Genomic DNA, 21,823 nt, shown 5'->3' with positions numbered 1-21,823 from the left:
TCATGCGCCCTTCCCTCCTCGATCCGCTGTTTGTCCCGATCATTTCGCTTGCCGGCGTCGGGCCGAAGGTTGGCGCGCTGATCGAAAAGGTCGTGCCGGCCGATCTCGGCGATCGCGCGGCGCGCGCCGGCGATCTTCTGTTCGTGCTGCCCCACACGGTGATCGACCGCCGCAACCGGCCGGGTATCGCCGGTTCGGCCGAAGGCGCGATCGTCACCCTCGAAGTGCGCATCGACCGCCACCAGCCGCCCCCGCGCGGCAACAGATCGGTGCCGTACCGGGTTTACGCTCATGACGACACCGGCGAGATTGCGCTGACCTTTTTCCATGCGCACGCCGCCTATCTTGAAAAGGCGATGCCCGAGGGCGAGCATGTCGTGGTCTCCGGGCGCATGGAATGGTTCAATGGCCGCCCGACTATGGTTCATCCCGACCACATCGCGTTGGCCAGTGAGGCGGAAAACCTGCCGCTGGTCGAGCCGGTCTATCCGCTCACCGCCGGGCTCTCGGGAAAAGTGCTGCGCCGGGCAATCGGCCAGGCGCTCGCTCGCTTGCCGGTGCTGCCGGAATGGCAGGATGGCGAGTTTCTGCGCCGCCAGACCTTTCCTGCCTTCGGCGATGCGCTCGCCCGCATCCACAATCCCGCCGACCCGATCGACGTGTCCGTCGACGGCGCGGCCTGGCGGCGTCTTGCCTATGACGAGTTTCTGGCAGGCCAGGTGTCGCTGGCGCTGGTGCGGGCAAAAGTCCGCCGCTTGTCCGGCAGGCCGCTCATTGGCGACGGCCGCATCGTCGACAAACTGCGCAAAGCCCTGCCCTATTCACTGACTGCCAGCCAGGAATTCGCCCTAGCCGAGGTCAACACCGATCTCGGTGACCCCGAACGCATGCTGCGCCTGCTGCAGGGAGATGTCGGCTCCGGCAAGACGGTTGTCGCGCTGCTCGCCATGGCACGCGCCGTCGAGGCCGGCGGCCAGGCGGCGTTGATGGCGCCGACCGAAATCCTGGCGCGCCAGCATCTTGCGACGATTGCACCTTTGGCGGAACAGGCGGGCCTGCGCGTTGCTATCCTCACCGGCCGCGAAAAGGGCCGCGAGCGCACCGACACGCTGGCCGGTCTGGCCAATGGCGAGATCGACATCGTCGTCGGCACCCACGCCCTGTTCCAGGAAACGGTGACGTTCCACGACCTCGTCCTCGCCGTCATCGACGAACAGCACCGTTTCGGCGTCCACCAGCGGCTTGCCATCACCGCCAAGGGCGATGCGCCCGACATCCTGGTGATGACGGCGACGCCGATCCCGCGCACGCTGGTGTTGACCGCCTTCGGCGACATGGACGTGTCTAAGCTGACCGAAAAGCCAGCTGGTCGCCAGCCGATCCGCACCGTCACCCTGCCGCTCGAGCGGCTTGACGAACTGGTCGGCCGCATGCGCGACGCCGTCGCCGATGGCCAGAAGATCTACTGGATCTGTCCACTGGTCGAGGAGTCCGAAGAGATCAAGCTGATGTCGGCGGAGGACCGTTTTGCCTCACTGTATCAGCTGTTCGGCGACCAAATCGGCCTGGTGCACGGACGCATGAAGGGCGCCGAAAAGGACGAGGCGATGCGCGCCTTCAAGGCCGGCGAGACACGCATCCTGATCGCCACCACGGTCATCGAGGTCGGTGTCGATGTGCCGGATGCGACGATCATGGTCATCGAGCATGCCGAGCGCTTCGGCCTCGCCCAGCTGCACCAGTTGCGCGGCCGGGTCGGGCGCGGCGAAAAACCGTCCTCCTGCGTGCTGCTCTACAAGGATCCGCTCGGCGAGACGGCAACGCGCCGGCTGTCGGTGATGCGCGAGACCGAGGACGGCTTCCGCATCGCCGAGGAGGATCTGAAGCTGCGCGGCGAAGGCGAGCTGCTGGGCACCCGCCAGTCCGGCACGCCGGGCTTCCAGGTGGCGCGCATCGAGGCGCATGCCGACCTGCTCGAAGCCGCCCGCGACGACGCACGGCTGATCCTGTCGCGCGATCCGGAGCTGCAATCCGAACGCGGCGCCGCCCTTCGCATGCTGCTTTATTTGTTCGGCCGCGACGAGGCGGTGCGGCTCTTGCGCGCCGGCTGAGGCCCGGCACCCACCGGCGGATTGGCGATCTGCACGCCGATCGGCTTGCCGTTCAACGTCACCATTTTCGTCTTGACCTCCGGTGCCACCAGCCCGGCCGAGACGATCAGCTTGGCCCCGTCCTCGATCGTCATGTCGAGCAGCACGACATCGGATTTCGGCACATACATCAGGAAGCCGGTGGTCGGGTTGGGCGTGCACGGCATGAACACCGCGATCAGCGGGTTGCCTTCCTGGTCGAGCTTCTGGTTGATCTCGGTTTCCTTCTCGCTGGCGACGAAGACCAGCGACCAGACGCCCTTGCGCGGGTATTCGACCAGCCCGACCTGGCGAAACATGTCTCCCTTGTTCGACAGCACGGTCTCGAAGATCTGCTTCAGCGAGCCGTAGATGCCGCGCACCAGCGGCATGCGGCCGAGCAGGCGCTCACCAAACAAGACGATGGCGCGGCCGACGATATTGGCGGTCAGGAAACCGATCAGGGTGATCAGGATCAAGGCGACGATCAGGCCAAAACCCGGAACCGGCGCCGGCAAATAGCTATCGGGGTTGTAGCGCGCCGGAATATAGGGTTTCACCCAGGAATCGACCCAGCCGATGAACGACCAGGCGATGTAGGCGGTGATCGCCAGCGGCGCGCAGACGACGAAGCCCGTCAGGAAATAATTCCGCAGCCGGGTCATGCCTGAGGTCTTGGGAGCATCGGACATGGTTCACCGCTGCGCTGATTGCGGCGCAACATTAGTGAACCGCATTCGGCTTTGGAACTGCGAAATTTTTAAACGATGCCCTATTCCACAGTCACCGATTTCGCCAGGTTGCGCGGCTGGTCGACGTCGGTGCCCATGAACACCGCGGTGAAATAGGCCAGCATCTGGATCGGCAGCGCGTAGATGATCGGCGAGATGATTTCCGGCACGTCCGGCAGCACGATCGTCTCCATCGTCTTCACCGTGGCGTGCGCGGCACCCTTGCTGTCGGTGATCAGGATGATCTTGCCGCCGCGCGCCGCCACTTCCTGCATGTTCGACACGGTCTTTTCAAAGATGCGGTCATGCGGGGCAATAACGATGACCGGCATATTCTCGTCGATCAGCGCGATCGGCCCGTGCTTCAGTTCGCCGGCGGCATAGCCCTCGGCATGGATATAGGAGATTTCCTTGAGCTTCAGCGCGCCTTCCATGGCCAGCGGGAAATTGGTGTCGCGGCCGAGATAGAGCACGTTCTTGTAGTGCGAGAGGTCGCGCGCAACCTTTTCGATCTGGCCGTCGAGCTTCAGGACCTGGTTGGCGTAGCGGGGCGCTTCCGACAGTTGGCGGACCAGCGTCGTTTCCTGCTCGCGCGAAATCGTTCCGCGCGCCACGCCGGCCCGCACGGCAAGCGACGCCAGCACCGACAATTGACAGGTGAAGGCCTTGGTCGAGGCGACGCCGATCTCCGGCCCGGCCAGCGTCGGCAGGATGACGTCGGACTCGCGCGCCATCGTCGATTCGCGGACATTGACGACCGCGCCGATCTTCATCCCCGCCTTGCGGCAATAGCGCAGCGAGGCCAGCGTGTCGGCGGTCTCGCCCGATTGCGAGATGAAGAAGGCGGCGTCTGTCTTCGACAGCGGCATCTCGCGGTAGCGGAATTCCGAAGCAACATCGATGTCGACCGGCAGCCGCGCATAGCGCTCGAACCAGTATTTGCTGATCAGGCCAGCCAGATAGGCGGTGCCGCAGGCCGAAATCGCCAACCGATTGATCTCAGCGAAATTGAACGGCAGGTCGAGCGGCTTCGAGACGCCGCCAACAAAATCCACATAATGCGCCAGCGTGTGCGAGATCACCTCGGGCTGTTCATGGATTTCCTTCTCCATGAAATGGCGCCGGTTGCCCTTGTCGACCATGAAGCTGGTGCTGAGCGACTGCTGGCGCTTGCGGTCGACCTTGTTGCCGTCCATGTCGAAGATGCCGACGTCGTTGCGGCGCACCACCGCCCAGTCGCCATCCTCCAGATAGGTGATCGAATTGGTGAAGGGGGCAAGCGCGATGGCGTCGGAGCCCAGAAACATCTCGCCATCGCCATGGCCGACCGCCAGCGGCGGGCCGTTGCGTGCACCGACGATGAGATCCTCGTCGCCTTTGAACATGATGGCCAGCGCAAAGGCGCCTTCCAGCCGCTTCAGCGCCTGGTGCGCGGCCTCGACCGGCTTCAGGCCCCTGGCCAGTTCGCGCCCCACCAGATGTGCGACGACCTCCGTGTCGGTCTGCGATGAAAATGTGTAGCCGTCGCGCATCAGCTCGTCGCGCAATTCGGCGAAATTCTCGATGATGCCGTTATGGACGATGGCGACGCCGTCGGAAAAATGCGGATGCGCATTGGTCTCGTTGGGCACACCATGCGTCGCCCAGCGCGTGTGGCCGATGCCGATCATGCCGTCGAGCGGTTCGTCCTTCAGCCGGCGTTCGAGATTGATCAGCTTGCCCTCGGCGCGCCGGCGCGCAAGCTTGCCGTGCTCGACGGTGGCGACGCCGGCTGAATCATAGCCGCGATATTCGAGCCTTTTCAGCGCATCCACGATGAGCGGCGCGACCGGCGAGTGGCTGACAATTCCGACGATACCGCACATAGACGTTTGCCCCGATTCCGGCATGAAATCCCAGCGCCATTTAGGGTTGGCCGGGCTGCCGCGAAAATCACATTGCGTTTCGTTCCGTATCAGCCGGAACGATCTTGCACAGATGCACCAAGACAGGACGCGCTTGCAATCCGGTTACCGCAATCGCTCAGTTTCTCCGAGCACGCATCCTACCTCGCCTCGGTGGTTCCTGAAATCCATCAAAGATATGATGCGGTCATGAACAAACGACTCGACACCGTGACGCTTTGGCGTCCGGTTGGGCCTAAAGAGCTGAAACTGATCGAGAAGTCGGGCATGCGGGCGTTTCCGCCGCGCCTTCCCGAGCAACCCATTTTCTACCCCGTTCTGTCTGAAGCCTATGCCGTGCAGATCGCGCGTGACTGGAACGTACCGGCCAGCGGCTCGGGCTTCGTTACCCGGTTTGACGTTTTGAAGAGCTTTCTCGACCGGTACCAGGTCGAACATGCCGGTAGCAAGGCACATCTGGAGTACTGGATCCCTGCCGAAGACCTTCCCGAATTCAACAGGGCAATTGTCGGCAGGATCGAGGTGACGGCTGCTTTCGGCAGAGATGCGAACCTTGCCGGCTAACGCCGAATGATCATCCACCGGCCTTCTTCGCCGCCGCGGCCGAAGCAAAACGTTCGCGCAATTCCCTGCCCTTGCCGGCCAGCGTCCTCTGGCGGGCGCGGCCGAAGGCCAGCGCATCGTCGGGCACGCTTTCGGTGATCACGCTGCCCGAAGCGATGTAGCCGCCCTTACCGATTGTAACAGGCGCCACCAGCGAGGAATTCGAGCCGACGAAGGCGCCTTCGCCGATGTCGGTGAAGAACTTCGAATAGCCGTCATAATTGCAGGTGATGGTTCCAGCGCCGATGTTGGCGCCGGCGCCGACGCGGGCATCGCCGATATAGGTCAGGTGGTTGACCTTGGCACCTTCCTCGACCGTCGCCTGCTTGACCTCGCAGAAATTACCGACCTTGGCCTTCTGTCTCAAATCGGCTCCGGGCCGCAGCCGCGCGTACGGGCCGACATCGCAGCCCGAGGCGATGGTGGCGCCTTCAATATGGCTGAAGGCATGGATCTTGGCGGCCGTGGCGATCTTCACGCCCGGTCCGAACCAGACATTGGGTTCGACGATCGTGTCGGCGCCGATCTCGGTGTCGTAAGAAAAGAACACGGTTTCCGGCGCGATCAGCGTGACGCCGGAGAGCATGGCCTCACGCCGCCGGCGTGTCTGCCAGATGCCTTCCGCCGCGGCAAGTTCGGCACGGTTGTTGATGCCGAGCACATTCTCGAAGCCGGCTTCTGCGGCGATGACGTCAAGGCCCTGCCCGCCCGCGATCTCAACGATGTCGGTGAGATAATATTCGCCCTTGGCGTTGTTGTTGCCGACTTGGTCGAGCAGTTGCAGCGCATGCTTGCCGGCAACCGCCATCAGACCGCCGTTGCAGAAGGTGATTTTCTTCTCCTCGTCGGTGCAGTCCTTTTCCTCGCGGATGGCGATGAGCTTGCCGCCCTTTTCGATCAAGCGGCCATAGCCGGAAGGATTTGACGTGCGGAAGCCGACCACGACGACGGCAGCGCCTTCGGCCAGCTTCCGGCGCGCAGCGGTCAGCACCTCCGGATCGATCAGCGGCGTATCGCCGAACATCACCAGGACGTCATCGTAACCCTTTGATATCGCATCGCGAGCCGCCAGAACGGCATGCGCCGTGCCGAGCTGCTTGTCCTGGACGAAGGTCTCCGCCTTCGGCGCGAACTTTTGCGTTGCCTTGCGCATCTCGTCAGCGCCATGGCCGATGACCAGCGCCAGATCGCCGCTGCCTGCGGCTTCGGCAGCCTTGACGACATGGGCGACCATCGGCAGGCCGGCGATCGGGTGCAGCACTTTTGGCACAGCGCTTTTCATGCGCGTGCCTTCGCCGGCGGCGAGGATGACGGACAGGCAGGTTCTCTGGCTCATGAAATGGAAACCATATGATAAGGGTTGGGAATCAAGGCATGTCTAGCATTGGCGCCTTGCTGCACCAATGCGGTTAAATTCCGGTGAGGTGGCGGAGCAGTCCAGGTCAGCGGGTCCGCAGTCAGTCTTGGGCGCACGTTCCGGCTTTATGGGCAGCAAACACCTATCCCAACTGCCCCAGCACCGGGAAATTCTCCAGCAGCCAGTAGGACGCGGCCTGCACGCCCCCCGTCAGGAAAAACACGCCGGCGACGACCAGCAGCGCGCCCATGGCCTTTTCGACCCGGCCGAGATGGACGCGGAATTTCGAGAGAAAGCGCATGAAGGCGCCGGAAAACAGCGCCGCGATCAGGAACGGTATGCCGAGGCCGAGCGAATAGGCGGCGAGCAGCAGCGCGCCCTCGCCCACCGTCTCGCGGCCGCCGGCCAGCGTCAGGATCGGTCCCAGCACCGGTCCGATGCAAGGCGTCCAGCCGAAGGCGAAGGCCAGTCCCATGACATAGGCGGCAACGATACTGGCCGGCTTGCCCTGCGACTGGAAGCGCGCCTCGCGCGACAGCAGCGGGATGCGCAATATGCCGAGAAAGTTCAGCCCCATCAGGATGATGAGCACGCCGGCGGCCATCGCCAGCGGCTCCTGCCAGACGCGCAGCAGCCGGCCGATGGTGGAGGCGCCGGCGCCTAAAGCCACGAAGACGGTGGAGAAGCCGAGAACGAAGGCAATCGAAGCATAGAGCAGCGCGCCGCGTGCCTCGGCCTTGGCCGTGACGCCGGCATTGCCGCGGAAATCATCGACCGACACGCCGGCCATGTAGCAGAGGTAGGGCGGCACCAGCGGCAGCACGCAAGGCGAAAGGAACGAGATCGCTCCCGCCCCGATCGCGCTGACATAGCCGATATCCAATGCCAATTCCCGAACTCCAACTGTATCGGCGCCGATATAGCGGCGCGCGGGCTTGTCCGCCAATCACCATTGCGTGGCAAGTTGCCGCCTCGCATCGCGGAAGAAACGACACACCAGGCGCGTTGATGCAACGAGGCCGTGACTTTCCGCGCGCTTCTCGATCATATCAGGGAGAAACCTCATGAAATCGATCACAGTTGGGTTGGCGGTGCTTTTGCTCGGCACCACCGCCTCCTATGCCGCCGAGGCGTGGAAGGAAGCCGATGTTGGCGGCACCAAGATCTACACCGATGCCGACGGCATGACCCTTTACACCTACGACAAGGACGAGAAGGGCAAATCGAACTGCTACGACAAATGCGCCACCAATTGGCCGCCGCTGAAGGCTGAGGCCGACGCCAAGGCCGAGGGCGAATGGACAATCGTCGACCGCACCGACGGCACCAAGATGTGGGCTTATGAGGGCAAGCCGCTCTACACATTCATCAAGGACAAGAAGGCCGGCGATGTGACCGGCGACGGCGTCGGCGAGGTCTGGCATATCGCCAAGGCCGACTAGCCCCGAACCTGGATCCTCGCCTTGACCGGCGGGAAATCGGCTGGTCGCTGGGCATTCCTCCAGGGACCCCGACGGCCAGTTTTCTTGCGCGTCACATACTTGCACCGTCCTGCCGGGCATGAGCCCACTTGCCGCGCCAGCGTCGCATCATGCCGGACGTCTCTTCAGCCAGGGCTGGCGCATGATCGATGTTTCTCTTATATCCGCGGAGGATTTTGTCCCGTTCTCCCGGATTCATTGCCGGCTTGTCCAACGATAGGGCAGTCGCTCCCTCTATCTGGGATTGCGGATATCACGTGACGCACCCTTGGGTTGCGCGCTCAATGCAGGACTGCATTTTGGGCGCTTCCCCTTGACCGGATGCAAAAGCGCGGCCATGTGAGCGACAATTGTACGAGATTTCGTCGCGCGCAGCGGAATTCTTCTGCCGCACCACAGCTGATATGAGACCTCATGGACGTCGTCGTCGTCGAATCGCCGGCCAAAGCGAAGACAATCAACAAGTACCTCGGAAAGAACTACAAGGTCCTGGCCTCGTTCGGTCACGTCCGCGATCTGCCGGCCAAGGATGGCTCGGTCCGTCCGGACGAGGATTTTGCCATGTCCTGGGCTGTCGACACCGCCTCGAGCAAACGTCTTGCCGACATCGCCAAGGCGGTCAAGGACGCCGACGGCCTGATCCTCGCCACCGATCCGGATCGCGAAGGCGAAGCCATTTCCTGGCATGTCCTGGAAGTGCTGAAGCAGAAGCGAGCGCTGAAGGACAAGCCGGTCAGCCGCGTCGTCTTCAACGCCATCACCAAATCGTCGGTGCTGGAAGCGATGGCCAATCCGCGTCAGATCGATGCGCCGCTGGTCGACGCCTATCTCGCTCGCCGCGCGCTCGACTATCTCGTCGGCTTCACGCTGTCGCCCGTCCTGTGGCGCAAGCTGCCCGGCGCCCGCTCCGCCGGCCGCGTCCAGTCGGTGGCACTGCGCCTCGTCTGCGACCGCGAATTGGAGATCGAGCGCTTCATCCGCGAGGAATACTGGCAGGTCGCCGCCATTCTCGGCACGCCGCGCAAGGAAAATTTCGAAGCGCGGCTGACCGCCTTCGACCGCAAAAAGCTGCAAAAGCTCGACATTTCGAACAAGGCGCAGGCCGACGACATCAAGGCGATGCTGGAAGGCGCGACCTTCAAGGCGCTGTCGGTCGAAGCCAAGCCGACCAAGCGCAATCCAGGTCCGCCCTTCACCACCTCGACGCTGCAGCAGGCCGCCTCCTCGCGTCTCGGTTTTTCGGCAAGCCGCACCATGCAGGTGGCGCAGCGGCTCTATGAAGGCATGGACATCGGCGGCGAGACCACCGGCCTGATCACCTATATGCGAACCGACGGCGTGCAGATGGCGCCCGAGGCGATATCAGCCGCGCGCGACGCGATCGCAAAAGAGTTCGGCCCCAAATACCTGCCTGAAAAGCCGCGCTACTACACGACCAAGGCCAAGAACGCCCAGGAAGCGCACGAAGCGATTCGCCCGACCGATTTCATGCGCACGCCCGCTTCGGTCAGGCAATATCTCGATGCCGACCAGGCGCGGCTTTACGAGATTGTGTGGAAACGCGCCATTGCCAGCCAGATGCAGCCAGCCGAGATCGAGCGCACCACGGTCGAGATCGAGGCGGTCAACGGCGCCCGCACAGCGGAGCTTCGCGCCGTCGGTTCGGTCGTTCGCTTCGACGGCTTCATTGCCGCCTATACCGACCAGAAGGACGAGGATTCGGAAGTCGAGGAAGACCGCCGTCTGCCCGAGATCCGTGCCGGCGAACAACTCGACCGCGAGGCGATCAACGCCACCCAGCACACCACCGAACCGCCGCCGCGCTATTCGGAAGCCTCGCTGATCAAGAAGCTGGAAGAGCTCGGCATCGGCCGGCCGTCGACCTACACGGCGATCCTGAAGACGCTGGAGGATCGCGACTACGTCACCCTGGACAAGCGCAAGCTGTTGCCGCAGGCCAAGGGCCGGCTGTTGTCGGCCTTCCTCGAAAGCTTCTTCGAGCGCTATGTCGAGTATGATTTCACCGCCTCGCTCGAGGAAAAGCTCGACGAAATTTCCGACGGCAAGCTCGCCTGGAAGGATGTGCTGCGCGATTTCTGGAAGGATTTTTCCGGCGCCGTCGCCGACATCAAGGAATTGCGTGTCACCGACGTGCTCGACGCACTCAACGAGGAACTGGCGCCGCTGGTGTTCCCCGCACGAGAAGACGGTTCGAACCCCCGCATCTGCCCGAAATGCGGCACCGGCAACCTGTCGCTGAAGCTCGGCAAGTTCGGCGCCTTCGTCGGCTGCTCGAACTATCCCGAATGCTCCTTCACCCGCCAGCTCGGCGACGCCGCCAACCCCAATGGCGAAAACGCCAATGGCGAAGACGGCACCAAGGTGCTTGGCAAGGACCCCTACACGGCGGAGGAAATCACGCTGCGCAGCGGTCGTTTCGGCCCTTATATCCAGCGCGGCGACGGCAAGGAAGCCAAGCGCTCCAGCCTGCCCAAGGGCTGGACAGTCGATTCGATCGACCACGAAAAGGCTCTCGCCTTGCTGTCGCTGCCGCGCGACGTCGGCAAGCATCCGGAATCCGGCAAGATGATCTCGGCCGGGCTGGGGCGCTACGGTCCGTTCGTGCTGCACGACGGCACCTACGCCAATCTCGACAACATCGAGGACGTGTTCTCGATCGGTCTCAACCGCGCCGTGTCGGTCATCGCCGAGAAGCAGTTGAGGGGCCCGGGCGGCCGCAATGGCGGCACGCCCGCCGCCTTGAAGGAGCTTGGCGAGCATCCGGCGGGCGGCGGCAAGATCGTCGTGCGTGACGGCAAATACGGGCCTTATGTTAATTTCGGCAAGGTCAATGCGACGCTGCCGAAGGGCAAGGACCCGCAGTCGGTGACAATCGAGGACGCGGTGGCGCTGATTGCCGAGAAGGAAGCCAAGGGTGGCAACGGCGGCAGAAAGCCCTTCCGCAAAGCGGCCGCACCTGCCAAAAAGCCTGCGGCGGCCAAAAAAAAACCGGCGGCCCAAAAACCGGCGGCCAAGAAAGTGGCCAACAAAAAGGGATAGTGCATCGTGGCGCGCAGGGTATCCGGAAGAAGTCATGGCGATCTGCGCACCGCCGACACCAGGGCCAAGGTCAAAGACAACTACCGCCCGTCCCGCGACGAAATTCTGCGCTACATCGCCGAAAACCCGGATCGCTCCGGCAAACGCGACATCGCCAAGGCGTTTGCGCTGCGCGGCGAGGACCGTATCTGGCTGAAGGACATTTTGCGCGACCTGCAGGAAGAAGGGCTGCTGACCAAGGAGCGCAAGCGGCTCGCTCGTGTCGGCGCCCTGGCCCATGTCGCCGTGCTCGACATCTTTGGCCGCGACGCCGACGGCGTGCTGCTGGCGCACCCAACCGAGGCCGTGGGCAACGGCGAGCCGCCTGTCATAGCGATCCGCGTGTCGCGCGGCGGCGGCGGCCCGACACCGGGCATCGGCGACCGCGTGCTGGCCAAGACCTTTCCGACCGACGATGTGACTGGCCCTGCCTATACCGGGCGGGTGATGAAGATATTCGAGAAGCGCACCGATGCCGTTCTCGGCGTCTTCCGCGTGCTGCAGGACGGTACCTTCCGCATCGAGCCTGTCGAAAGACGCCAGCCGGAGCTGATCGTCGACAAGGAATTCCAGAACGGCGCCAAGAATGGCGATCTGGTCGAGGTCGAGCCGGCACGGGCCTCCCGCTATGGACTGCCCAGAGCCAAGGTGCTGGCGGTGCTCGGTTCGCTGACCAGCGAAAAGGCGGTCTCGATGATCGCCATCCACGCGCATGACATTCCGCATATTTTCCCGGCAGACGTCATTGCCGAGGCGGCGGCGGTCAAACCGGCGACGCTGGCCGGCCGCGAGGACTGGCGCGAGCTGCCGCTGGTCACCATCGATCCGGCCGACGCCAAGGACCATGACGATGCGGTGTTCGCCATATCGGATCCGGACGAAAAGAACCCCGGCGGCGTGGTCGTCACCGTGGCGATTGCCGATGTCGCCGCTTATGTGCACTATGGCACCGCGCTCGACCGCGAGGCGCTGAAGCGCGGCAATTCGGTCTATTTCCCGGATCGCGTCGTGCCGATGCTGCCGGAGCGCATCTCCAACGACCTTTGTTCGCTGCGCGAAGGCCAGGACCGCCCGGCGCTGGCCGTCCGCATGACTTTCTCGGCCGATGGCCGCAAGCTCAGGCATTCGTTCCACCGCATCATGATGAAGTCGGCGGCGAAACTCGCCTATCCGCAGGCGCAGGCCGCGATCGACGGCGCGCCGGACGACAAGACCGGCCCGATCCTCGGCACGGTGCTGAAGCCGCTGTGGGACGCCTACGCCGTCGTGAAGCGCGGCCGTGAGACGCGCCAGCCGCTCGAGCTTGAACTGCCTGAGCGTAAAATCCTGCTCAAGGAGGACGGCACTGTCGACCGCGTCGTCGTGCCGGAGCGGCTCGATGCGCACAAGCTGATCGAAGAATTCATGATCCAGGCCAATGTCGCGGCCGCCGAGACGCTGGAGGCGAAACGGCAGGCGCTGGTCTACCGCATCCATGACGCGCCTTCGCTCGCCAAGCAGGAATCGCTGCGCGAATTCCTGCAGACGCTTGGCCTGTCGCTGGCACGCGGGGCGCAGATGCGACCGAACCAGTTCAACGGGATTCTGGATCGCGTCCGCGGCGCCGACCATGAGGGACTGGTCAACGAGGTGGTGCTGCGCACGCAGATGCAGGCCGAATATTCGCCCAGCAACATCGGCCATTTCGGCCTCAATCTGAAACGCTACGCGCATTTTACCTCGCCGATCCGCAGATATGCCGACCTGATCGTGCATCGCGGGCTGATTGCCGCGCTCGGCTTCGGTGCGGGCGGACTGACGCAGGATGAGGCGGAGCGGCTGGAAGAAGTTTCTGCGCTGATCTCAGCCACCGAGCGCCGCGCCATGGCTGCCGAGCGCGATACGGTCGACCGGCTGATCGCCGCCTATCTCGCCGAGCGTGTCGACGATCGTTTCGATGCGCGCATTTCGGGCGTCACCAAATCGGGACTATTTGTCCAATTGCCGCAGTATGGCGCAGATGGTTTCATCCCGGTGTCAAGCCTGGAGGGCGATTACTACATATACGACGAAACTGCCCGATCGCTTTTCGGAGAACGCACTGGCAAGGGCTACCAGCTTGCCGACCGCGTCGAGGTTCGCCTGATCGAGGTGGCGCCTATGGCCGGCGCGATGCGTTTCGAGATGCTGACCGACCCGAAGCCGCTGCCCGGCTCCAAACGGTCGTTTCACAAGGCCAAAGACCGCGCCCGTGCGTCGCAATCGCGTCCAGGCTCGCGCGGCAGGAGACGGTAATGCCAAGCGATTTGAAAATGAATCAACAGGTTTTCGGCGGCGAACATCACTCGGGCCGGATCGCCCGCCCGCTGTGGACGGCGATCAAGCGTGGCGCGCTTGGCCGCTGCCCGCATTGCGGCGAGGGAAAGCTGTTTCGCGCCTTCGTCAAGACCGTCGATAAATGCGATCATTGCGGCGAGGAGCTTCACCACCACCGCGCCGACGATCTGCCGGCCTATCTGGTGGTGGTCATCGTCGGTCACATCGTGCTCGGCGCCTTCATGGGCGTCGAAGCGACCTCCAGCCTGTCCACCTGGCAGCACATCGCGATCTGGGTGCCGCTGACCATCCTCCTGGCGGTCGTCTTGCTGCAGCCGGTCAAGGGCGCCGTCATCGGCCTGCAATGGGCGTTCTATATGCATGGCTTCGGCGGGGAAGAAGATCTGATCGAGTCGCATCCCGAGGCTTGAAACCGAGGCTGGCGCAAATCGGCATGGCTGGACGCCACTTTCGCATCGGAGAAGATTCCGCTAGGTCGTGCGCATGGACGTTATGACCAAGGCGGAAGTCGACAAGGCTGAGCGGATCGCGCTCGACGCCAAGCCTATACGCCCGCGCGACGCCGCGACGCTGATCCTGCTCGACCGCAAGGGCGACGAGTTCCTGGTGCTGATGGGCCGGCGTCACGCTCGTCACGCCTTCATGCCGGGGAAATTCGTCTTTCCCGGCGGCCGCACCGATCCGGCCGACAGCCGAATTCCCGTCGCCACCGCGCTGCACCCTGAGGAAGAAGCTAGGCTGACCGCCGGCGTCGGCCGCACCAGCCGGACGCGCGCCCGCGCCATTGCCCTGTCGGCGATCCGCGAGACCTATGAGGAGGCCGGCCTGCTGATCGGCCGGAAAGGTGCCTTCGCGACGACCAAACGCGATTGGCAGGGTTTTGCCGAGCACGGCGTAAGGCCCTCTCTGGAAGCGCTGCGCTTTATCGCGCGCGCCATCACGCCGCCAAACCGGGTGCGGCGCTTCGATACGCGCTTCTTCAGCGCCTGGCGCGAAGATGTCGCCGTGGAGCTGCCGGACGGCGGTCCGACCAACGAGTTGGAAGAACTTGTCTGGCTGCCGCTCGCCAAGGCCGGGCAGGCCGATATTCCCGACATCACCAGGGCTATCCTCGAGGAGCTGGAAAAGCGGCTCGTCGATGATCCGCTGCTGCGCCCCGGTGGTTCCGTGCCGTTCTACCGGCTTGTCGGCAATCGCTTCGTTCGCGAAATTCTGTAGAGCATAGAGCATTCACATCCCATGACAGTCGATACCCAGCAAGACGTCGAGGAACGCGTACATTGGCTGCCGATGATCGCGGCGATCTCGTCGATCAGCGTCGTCGGCATCGCCATCGGCCTCGGCATGCCGCTGCTCAGCGTCATCCTCGAAACCCGCGGCCATTCGGCGTCGATGATCGGCTTCAACACCGCTGTCGCCGGCCTCGCCTCGATCGTCGGCGCACCGCTCGCCACCCCGCTCGCCATGCGGTTCGGCGTCGCCCGGACGATGCTCGCCATGATCGCCACGGGAGTGCTGGCCTTTGTCGGCTTCCACTTCGCGCCGGACTTCTGGATGTGGTTTCCGCTGCGCGTCCTGCTGCACATCGCCCTGACGGTGCTGTTCATCCTGTCGGAATTCTGGATCAGCACATCGGCGCCGCCTCACCGGCGCGGCCTTGTCCTCGGCATCTACGCCACCGTGCTGTCGCTCGGCTTTGCCGCCGGTCCGTGGCTGTTCGCCCATCTCGGCAGCACCGGCTTCCTGCCCTTCGGCGTCATCATGGCGCTGGTGACGCTGGCCGCCATTCCAGTTCTGGCGGCACGCAACGAGAGCCCGACGATCGTCTCCAATGGCGAAACCAGTAACTTCCTGCGCTACATCTGGTTGGTGCCGACGGCGACCGCCGCGGTGTTGGTGTTCGGTGCGGTCGAGACCGGCGGCTTTGCGCTGTTCCCGGTTTATGGCAATCGCATCGGCTACTCCGAGGCCAACGCCGCCCTCCTGCTCACCATGATCGGCCTCGGCAACGTGCTGTTGCAGATCCCGCTCGGCATGATCAGCGACCGTGTCAGCGACCGCCGCTATCTGCTTCTGGCTTGTGCAACCATCGGCCTTGCCGGCACCATCTTCATGCCGCACTTCGCGCAGAATTGGCACCTGATGGCGGCGCTTCTGTTCGTCTGGGGCGGCGTGGTCGCGGCCATGTACACGATCGGGCTGGCCCATCTCGGCTCGCAGCTTTCCGGCCACGACCTGGCCTCGGCCAACGCTGCCTTCGTGCTCTGCTACGGTGTCGGCATGGTGCTCGGCCCGCAGGCGATCGGCATCGGCATGGACCTTTTCGGACCCTCGGGCTTCGGCTGGGCGCTCGGCATGTTCTTCGCCTTCTATATCGCGCTGGTCGGCGCGAGGCTCGTCCGAAAAATCCTGTAGAAAGACCGATCGATGCCTCATGTGGCGCGAGGCTGCTGACATAACCGTGTCAGCAGTACTTGGATAGATTGTCAGCAACACGCCACGAATTTGAGGATGCCATCATGATCGACTCCGGGTTCGAAACGAAATCGGTGCGGATGGAATTGCTGCTGCTTGTGACCTTTCAAGCACCGGTCGGCGATGTCGACCGCATCATGGAATCGGTGGTTGCGATCGCCCCGCTGACCATGGGCAAATACGACAGCAATGCCTACCAGTCGGCGCATGGCATCGAGCGCTACCGGCCGCTCGAAGGCGCGGCCGCCGGCGCCGAGACGGAATTGCGACGACGGCAGGGTACGGTGGAAGTGTCGTTTGAGCTGCCCGACGATCAAGCGCTGGCCGCCCGCATTGTCGAAGCGATATTCCAGGCCCACAGCTATCAGGAGCCGGTGATCCGCATCCAGCCGATCCTTGCCAGCCGCTCCAAGGGGTTGGACGACCGCTCCAACTTGAACCGCTGGTGGAACACCACGGGAGACTGGAAGAAGGCGGCTCCAGTTAAGGAAGAGGCATAGAATCGGACAGTTCCGCTGCCGACTGGCTCCGGTGCTTGCGACAGCAGCGGGCCTTTCCTTCTCCCCTTGTGGGAGAAGGTGGCCGAGCGAAGCTCGGTCGGATCAGGGGTGTTCCAGCTTGACACTGCCGGCACTCCGTCCAGCACCCCTCAACCGTCTGGGCGCTACGCGCCGATCCACCTTCTCCCACACGGGGAGAAGGAAGAGGCAGCCTCACGGGGTTGACTTTCCGGGCGTGTTCTTTATGTGTCGCGGCAAGTTTCCCGCGTCCGGGTGTTTCCCCGTGCTCCAGCGGCCAAAACTCCACGAACATAACGGACTGATACAATGGCCAAAGCCGCAAACATCAAGATCAAGCTTCTGTCGACCGCCGACACCGGTTTCTTCTACGTGACCAGCAAGAACAGCCGCACCAAGACGGACAAGCTGTCGTTCCGCAAATACGATCCGGTCGCCAAGAAGCACGTCGAGTTCAAGGAAACCAAGATCAAGTAATCTGGTTTCCTGCTTTAAAGCCGAAACGCCGCCCCTGTGGGCGGCGTTTTCGTTTTCAAGGCCTCGAAAAGTCCAAAATTTCCAATGCTTGGCGCAGAGTCTTGATGTCATTTTGAGAATGGGGGCCGGTCGGCGTTTGGCAGCGGTACGAGGAGGCCACTATGTGCCAGCGCCGGCCGGCCGACCCCACGGACCCAGGAGATGCGGCGGACCTGAATCATGGGGTATTCTTCGGATCGACCCGGCGATCTACCCTCGCGCCGGTTCCGTCATTGGTCTGCACATTTGCGCAACAGCCCGTGAAAATCAACAATTTCTTAACCAAGCCGGCGAATCGCTTGCGTTAAGGTAAATTCGTAACCCTTTCGCACTGACTGGATAATCAGGCGTCGGCGCCTGCCTCTGAACTGAGGTCTGTTGAGATTCAAGTCGGGCTGAGCGGAGTCGAAGACAGGCGCGTAAGCGACCAACAGGTGGTTTCCGAAAACCGGAACGGAGCGCACGTTCGGGTACGCCAGTACCGGAAGCGCAGGACACTGCCATTTGCAGGCCAGCTGAATATCAACGGACCTTACGCCGCGTTGGCGACGACGCGGTTGCGGCCGGCGCTCTTGGCTGCGTAGAGCGCGAGGTCGGCGCGTTTCATCAGCCCGGCAACCGTATCCACGCCCTTCAGCACCGACGACACGCCGACGCTGACGGTAACCTCGATCGTCTTGCCGTCATGACCAACGGCAAACGGCATATGGGCGATTTCGGCGCGAATGCGCTCTGCGACCTTTTCGGCGACCGCGCCGTCCGTGTCCGGCATCACCACGACGAATTCCTCGCCACCGAAGCGGCAGGCGAGATCGATGCCGCGCACATTCTTGCGCAGCCGCCGCGCGAATTCGCGCAGCACCTCGTCGCCGCCGTCATGGCCATGTGCGTCGTTGATGGTCTTGAAGCGGTCGAGATCGGTGATCATCATCGACAGCGGCCGTCGCCGCGCCACGGCACGGTCGAACAGCGTCTGCAGGTGACTGTCGAGGTAACGGCGGTTGTGCAATCCCGTCAGGGCGTCGGTCACCGCCATCTCGATGGTCTGGGTGACGCTGGCGCGAAGCTGGTCGTTGTAGCGCTTGCGGCGCACCTGCGTGCGCAGCCGAGCGATCAGCTCCTGCTGGTCGATCGGCCGCATCAGATAGTCGTTGATGCCGAGTTCGAGGCCGCGGACGATGCGCCCCTCCTCACCCTGCTGCGCCAAAAGGATGATCGGCACGAAACGGGTGCGATCGAGCGAACGCAGTTGCGAACAGAGCCTGAGCGGATCGAAATCGGCAAAGGCCGTCGAGATCATCACGCATTCATAGGGCGTCTCGGCGGCCTGGAAGAAGCCGGCATGCGGATCGGTGGCAATGTCGAGGTCGGCGCTGCCGCGCAGCATCTTCTGGACCCGCTCGAAGGAGGATTTGCGCTCGTCGATCAGCAGAACCTTCGGCGTGGTATCTGCGGATGCGAAGTTGCGGCTCAACAGCTCCTCGATGCCGATATTGCGCGTGGTCGAGGCGCGCAGGCGCAGCTCGTCCGTCAACGTCTTCAGCCTGACCAGGCTTTTGACGCGCGTCATCAATTGCAGATCGTTGACCGGCTTGGTCAGAAAATCGTCGGCACCGGCCTCGAGTCCGCGCACCCGGTCCGAAACTTGGTCGAGCGCGGTGATCATGACGACCGGGATGTGCGACGTCGCCGGATCGCTCTTCAGCCGCCGGCACACCTCGAACCCGTCCATATCAGGCATCATCACGTCGAGCAGCACGACGTCGACCTTGCCGTTTTCGCAGGTCTCGATCGCGTCCAGCCCGTTGGTGGCGGTCAGCACCTCGAAATATTCGGCAAGCAGCCGGACCTCGAGCAGCCTTACATTGGCAGGGATGTCGTCGACGACGAGGATCCGTGCGGTCATCTTATAAAGCTCCGGCTCGGCTGGAAGGGCGCATCAGGCGTCGCCCAGGTAGGATTTGATGGTTTCGATGAAACGCGGCACCGAGATCGGCTTGGAAATATAGGCTTCGCAGCCACCCTGGCGGATACGCTCCTCATCGCCCTTCATCGCGAATGCGGTGACGGCAATGACCGGTATGACATGGAGGTCGTCGTCCTCCTTCAGCCATTTGGTCACTTCCAGCCCCGACACTTCGGGCAGTTGGATGTCCATCAAAATGAGGTCCGGCTTGTGCAGTCGCGCCAGATCCAGCGCTTCCAGGCCGTTGCGTGTGCGTACCGTCTCGTAACCGCTCGCTTCGATGAGGTCGCGAAAGAGCTTCATGTTGAGCTCATTATCCTCGACGATCATGACCTTCTTAGGCATCAAATTCCCGTCCCGGCCTGCCTTCCGCGCGAAGGTTGTTGCCGTCATGCGCCCTCGCCGGTACGCACCAAACCCTGCTCGACTCTACGGCAATATAATTGACGAAACGGAAACCGGTTGCCGGAAAAGCTTCGGATTTCACCTCGAACACCGCATTGCAGAGCTAGATGGCTTGCCGCAGGCGACGCTTGCGATTACTGCCAAAAAGAGACTCATTCCACCGCGCAAGAAGGTAGTGATGGCAAACGCAGCGTCAATGCGCGAGGAAGCGGAAACCATTGCCGTGAAGGCATTGGGCTTCGTCGCCGCCGATCCGGAACTTCTGCCCCGTTTCCTGGCGATCACCGGCATTGAGGCGCATTCCATCCGCCAGGCCGCCGGCGAGCCGGGATTCCTGGCCGGCGTGCTGCAGTTCATCCTCGCCCACGAGCCGACGCTCATGCGTTTCGCGGAGGAAACCGGCACGCCGCCGGCTTCCGTCGGCAAGGCGCTGCGGGCGCTGCCGCTTGGCGACGACGACCATGAACATTCGATATGAGCGACGATCGGATCGCGAAAACGCCTACGGCGTCGTTTCTTCTTCGCTGTCGTCGCCTTCATCATTCGCAACCGGATCGGCCGGCTTCACCATGACACCATTGACCGTGACCGAACCGTCCGGCTTGCCGTTGACGACCCATTCGATGCGGCCGTCCGGCAGCGTCTTGCCGAATCCCTTGATCGCAAGCGCCACCGGCACATATTGCGCGGCTTCCGCCTCCGACTTCGCCGCCGCCTGCAGGCTTTCCACAATTCTGTCGTAGCCTGCGATATCGATCGTCACATTTGCCTCCGGCTTCATGCCGGGGAACGTCATCTCGCCTTCCATCGCGATTTCCATGTCGCCGTTCTTCACGGTGCTGTGGCCGATGACAAATTTCGGCGTCTTGGCCATGAAATCAGCTTTGATCTGATCGCCAAAGTCCGCCGGCAGCGGCGGATTCTTGTTTAGATCAAAGGCTTCGATCGCCTTTTTCGCCATGCTGTCGAGATCGATGTTGGCGCCGCCGAAATTCAGATTGATGTCGGTGGGCAGCAACGCCGTACCCCAGGCGGGCACAAGATTCGGAGGGATCGTCAATCCTGCGGCCTTGATCGTATAGTTGACTGCTCCGTTCTGGGCGATGCCGTCGGTCCCGAAGCTGGTGCCGAGCTCCGCCGCACCGAAATGTCCGACCGGGCTTTCGACACTGATATCCTTGAGCCCGTAGCTTCCGTCGATCCGCTCCCACAGCGGCAGCGCGGCGAGCAAAAGCGATTTGAGCTGCGTCTGGTTGGCCTTCAGCTTGGCTTCGTCTTCATTGGCGACGGCAAATGCCAGCAGATCGAGAAACGGCTTTGTCCGCACGCCCTTGCCGGTCGCATTCACCGACAGTTCTGGCGATTTGATCGTGAGCGGGAATTTCAGCCCGCTTTTGGGGTCGTCAAAATCAAGCGCTTCGGCAAAATCGGCGACCGTCTGCATCGCGGTGAAATCCACGCCGCCATTCGCAGCTTTGGTTGCGTTCATGGTGGCAGTACCGGCGCCGGCGCTCACCTTGGCGCGCTGCATGGCGTCCTGGGAATTGATCGTCATGCCGGCCATCGACTGTGTTGCACTGGTGAAAGCTGCCAGTTCGGGATCGTAGACGCCGGTGAACTTGCTGTCTTTGATCGAGAACTGCATGCTCTGCGGGCCTTCCGGCCCCTTGAACTCGAAGGACCCGCTTGGCGACACATCCGCCGAGACGCTCCATGTCCCGTTGCTGCTTGGCTTGACGAGCAATGCGTAGGGGCTGAAGTCGAACTTGAAGGAATGCTGCGCCGCCAGCAGGTCCACGACAGGTTTGACGTCGACGGCGAGTTTGTAGGCGTCGCCTTCCACCGAAACCTTCAGGAGACCGCTCGCCTGCTTGCCGATATAGCGGGACAGATTTTCGGAGAGCTGCTTCGCACCCTCGCTGTCAACGGTCTGGCCGAAGGCGGGCGCGCTGAGCGCGAGAACAAAGACGGCTGGCAGAACGCGGTTCACGCAGAATCTCCGTTGCTATTCTTGTGGTAGAAAACTCCAGAGGTCACCGTAAGCAGAAACGGGCGAGGTGCAATCCCTCCTTGGGCGCCAGAAGCCGATCCGTAGTGATCCTTCGCGCCGGCATCAACAGTGGAGCATCACGTCGCCTTCTTCGCCGTGACGACGCAAGCGGCCCGGGCATTGAGCAGGCGCCAGCCGAAGACGGCATCCTTGCCCGGCGCGCCGAGATCTTCCGCCGACTTGCCGAGCGCGTCGTGAATGTCGGCTGCGGTGGCGTTGCTGTTTGCCGATTTTATCAACGCCGCTGCGGCGGCAACAAACGGCGCCGCGAAG

Annotated in this window: 19 protein-coding genes; 11 read left to right on the top strand and 8 right to left on the bottom strand. The window is 62.9% G+C overall.

Translation table 11 applies throughout. The annotated features are described in order from the left end of the window. The first annotated feature begins 2 nt into the window (after window positions 1-2). Window positions 3-2,111: an ATP-dependent DNA helicase RecG gene (recG, locus tag IHQ72_RS20055; RefSeq protein WP_258116741.1), complete on the top strand. Its 2,109-nt coding sequence runs from the start codon at window positions 3-5 to the stop codon at window positions 2,109-2,111. Here recG and IHQ72_RS20050 read toward each other — a convergent pair. Together IHQ72_RS20050 and glmS are read right to left on the bottom strand one after the other, a co-directional pair. Next, window positions 2,063-2,821, bottom strand: coding sequence for a DUF502 domain-containing protein (locus IHQ72_RS20050; RefSeq protein WP_258116740.1), 759 nt, complete (start codon window positions 2,819-2,821; stop codon window positions 2,063-2,065). The genes recG and IHQ72_RS20050 overlap by 49 nt on opposite strands. Before the next feature lie 80 nt (window positions 2,822-2,901). Continuing rightward, window positions 2,902-4,725 (bottom strand): glutamine--fructose-6-phosphate transaminase (isomerizing), encoded by a 1,824-nt coding sequence (glmS, locus tag IHQ72_RS20045; RefSeq protein WP_258116739.1) that lies wholly within the window; start codon window positions 4,723-4,725, stop codon window positions 2,902-2,904. Window positions 4,726-4,953: 228 nt separating this feature from the next. Here glmS and IHQ72_RS20040 point away from each other — a divergent pair, with 228 nt between their 5' ends. Then, entirely contained in the window at window positions 4,954-5,328 is a 375-nt protein-coding gene (locus IHQ72_RS20040; protein ID WP_258116737.1) for an ADP-ribosylation/crystallin J1, read from the top strand. Between the two features lie 10 nt (window positions 5,329-5,338). On the opposite strand, the gene glmU is transcribed toward IHQ72_RS20040, so the two are convergent. Then, a complete protein-coding gene (gene glmU, locus IHQ72_RS20035; protein WP_258116735.1) occupies window positions 5,339-6,703 on the bottom strand; it encodes a bifunctional UDP-N-acetylglucosamine diphosphorylase/glucosamine-1-phosphate N-acetyltransferase GlmU in 1,365 nt (454 codons plus the stop codon). Between the two features lie 163 nt (window positions 6,704-6,866). Then, window positions 6,867-7,613, bottom strand: a complete 747-nt coding sequence (locus IHQ72_RS20030) for a cytochrome c biogenesis CcdA family protein (RefSeq protein WP_258123887.1) — start codon at window positions 7,611-7,613, stop codon at window positions 6,867-6,869. A gap of 175 nt (window positions 7,614-7,788) precedes the next feature. On the opposite strand from IHQ72_RS20030, the gene IHQ72_RS20025 reads away from it, so the two are divergent. The 8 genes from IHQ72_RS20025 (at window position 7,789) to rpmG (ending at window position 17,090) form a co-directional block, all read left to right on the top strand. Next, on the top strand, window positions 7,789-8,166 hold the full coding sequence (locus IHQ72_RS20025) for a COG4315 family predicted lipoprotein (protein ID WP_258116733.1): 378 nt from the start codon (window positions 7,789-7,791) through the stop codon (window positions 8,164-8,166). Window positions 8,167-8,619: 453 nt separating this feature from the next. Beyond that, a complete protein-coding gene (topA, locus tag IHQ72_RS20020; protein WP_258116731.1) occupies window positions 8,620-11,265 on the top strand; it encodes a type I DNA topoisomerase in 2,646 nt (881 codons plus the stop codon). A 6-nt stretch (window positions 11,266-11,271) separates the two neighbouring features. Continuing rightward, window positions 11,272-13,578 (top strand): ribonuclease R, encoded by a 2,307-nt coding sequence (gene rnr, locus IHQ72_RS20015; RefSeq protein WP_374120260.1) that lies wholly within the window; start codon window positions 11,272-11,274, stop codon window positions 13,576-13,578. A 17-nt stretch (window positions 13,579-13,595) separates the two neighbouring features. Beyond that, on the top strand, window positions 13,596-14,030 hold the full coding sequence (locus IHQ72_RS20010; protein ID WP_258116729.1) for a DUF983 domain-containing protein: 435 nt from the start codon (window positions 13,596-13,598) through the stop codon (window positions 14,028-14,030). A 73-nt stretch (window positions 14,031-14,103) separates the two neighbouring features. Beyond that, window positions 14,104-14,838, top strand: a complete 735-nt coding sequence (locus IHQ72_RS20005; RefSeq protein ID WP_258116727.1) for an NUDIX hydrolase — start codon at window positions 14,104-14,106, stop codon at window positions 14,836-14,838. Window positions 14,839-14,859: 21 nt separating this feature from the next. Continuing rightward, window positions 14,860-16,035, top strand: coding sequence for an MFS transporter (locus IHQ72_RS20000; protein WP_258116725.1), 1,176 nt, complete (start codon window positions 14,860-14,862; stop codon window positions 16,033-16,035). 104 nt (window positions 16,036-16,139) lie between these two features. Beyond that, entirely contained in the window at window positions 16,140-16,595 is a 456-nt protein-coding gene (locus IHQ72_RS19995; RefSeq protein ID WP_258116724.1) for a YqfO family protein, read from the top strand. Window positions 16,596-16,922: 327 nt separating this feature from the next. Continuing rightward, window positions 16,923-17,090: a 50S ribosomal protein L33 gene (gene rpmG / locus IHQ72_RS19990; RefSeq protein ID WP_006201775.1), complete on the top strand. Its 168-nt coding sequence runs from the start codon at window positions 16,923-16,925 to the stop codon at window positions 17,088-17,090. Window positions 17,091-17,661: 571 nt separating this feature from the next. Here rpmG and IHQ72_RS19985 read toward each other — a convergent pair. Further along, window positions 17,662-19,035, bottom strand: a complete 1,374-nt coding sequence (locus tag IHQ72_RS19985) for a PleD family two-component system response regulator (RefSeq protein ID WP_258116721.1) — start codon at window positions 19,033-19,035, stop codon at window positions 17,662-17,664. Window positions 19,036-19,068: 33 nt separating this feature from the next. Further along, complete coding sequence (locus IHQ72_RS19980; RefSeq protein ID WP_287247952.1) at window positions 19,069-19,425, bottom strand: response regulator; 357 nt, start codon at window positions 19,423-19,425, stop codon at window positions 19,069-19,071. A gap of 253 nt (window positions 19,426-19,678) precedes the next feature. On the opposite strand from IHQ72_RS19980, the gene IHQ72_RS19975 reads away from it, so the two are divergent. Then, window positions 19,679-19,978, top strand: a complete 300-nt coding sequence (locus IHQ72_RS19975) for a DUF3572 domain-containing protein (protein ID WP_192365257.1) — start codon at window positions 19,679-19,681, stop codon at window positions 19,976-19,978. A 24-nt stretch (window positions 19,979-20,002) separates the two neighbouring features. Here the strand turns inward: IHQ72_RS19975 and IHQ72_RS19970 are convergent, their stop codons facing one another. Beyond that, window positions 20,003-21,490: a hypothetical protein gene (locus IHQ72_RS19970; RefSeq protein ID WP_258116715.1), complete on the bottom strand. Its 1,488-nt coding sequence runs from the start codon at window positions 21,488-21,490 to the stop codon at window positions 20,003-20,005. A 137-nt stretch (window positions 21,491-21,627) separates the two neighbouring features. Then, window positions 21,628-21,789 (bottom strand): hypothetical protein, encoded by a 162-nt coding sequence (locus IHQ72_RS19965; protein ID WP_258116714.1) that lies wholly within the window; start codon window positions 21,787-21,789, stop codon window positions 21,628-21,630. Window positions 21,790-21,823: the final 34 nt, after the last annotated feature.

Origin of the sequence: Mesorhizobium onobrychidis (genome assembly GCF_024707545.1) — a bacterium.
In the GTDB taxonomy this organism is placed as follows: domain Bacteria; phylum Pseudomonadota; class Alphaproteobacteria; order Rhizobiales; family Rhizobiaceae; genus Mesorhizobium; species Mesorhizobium onobrychidis.
This window is presented reverse-complemented; position numbering and strand designations above follow the sequence as displayed.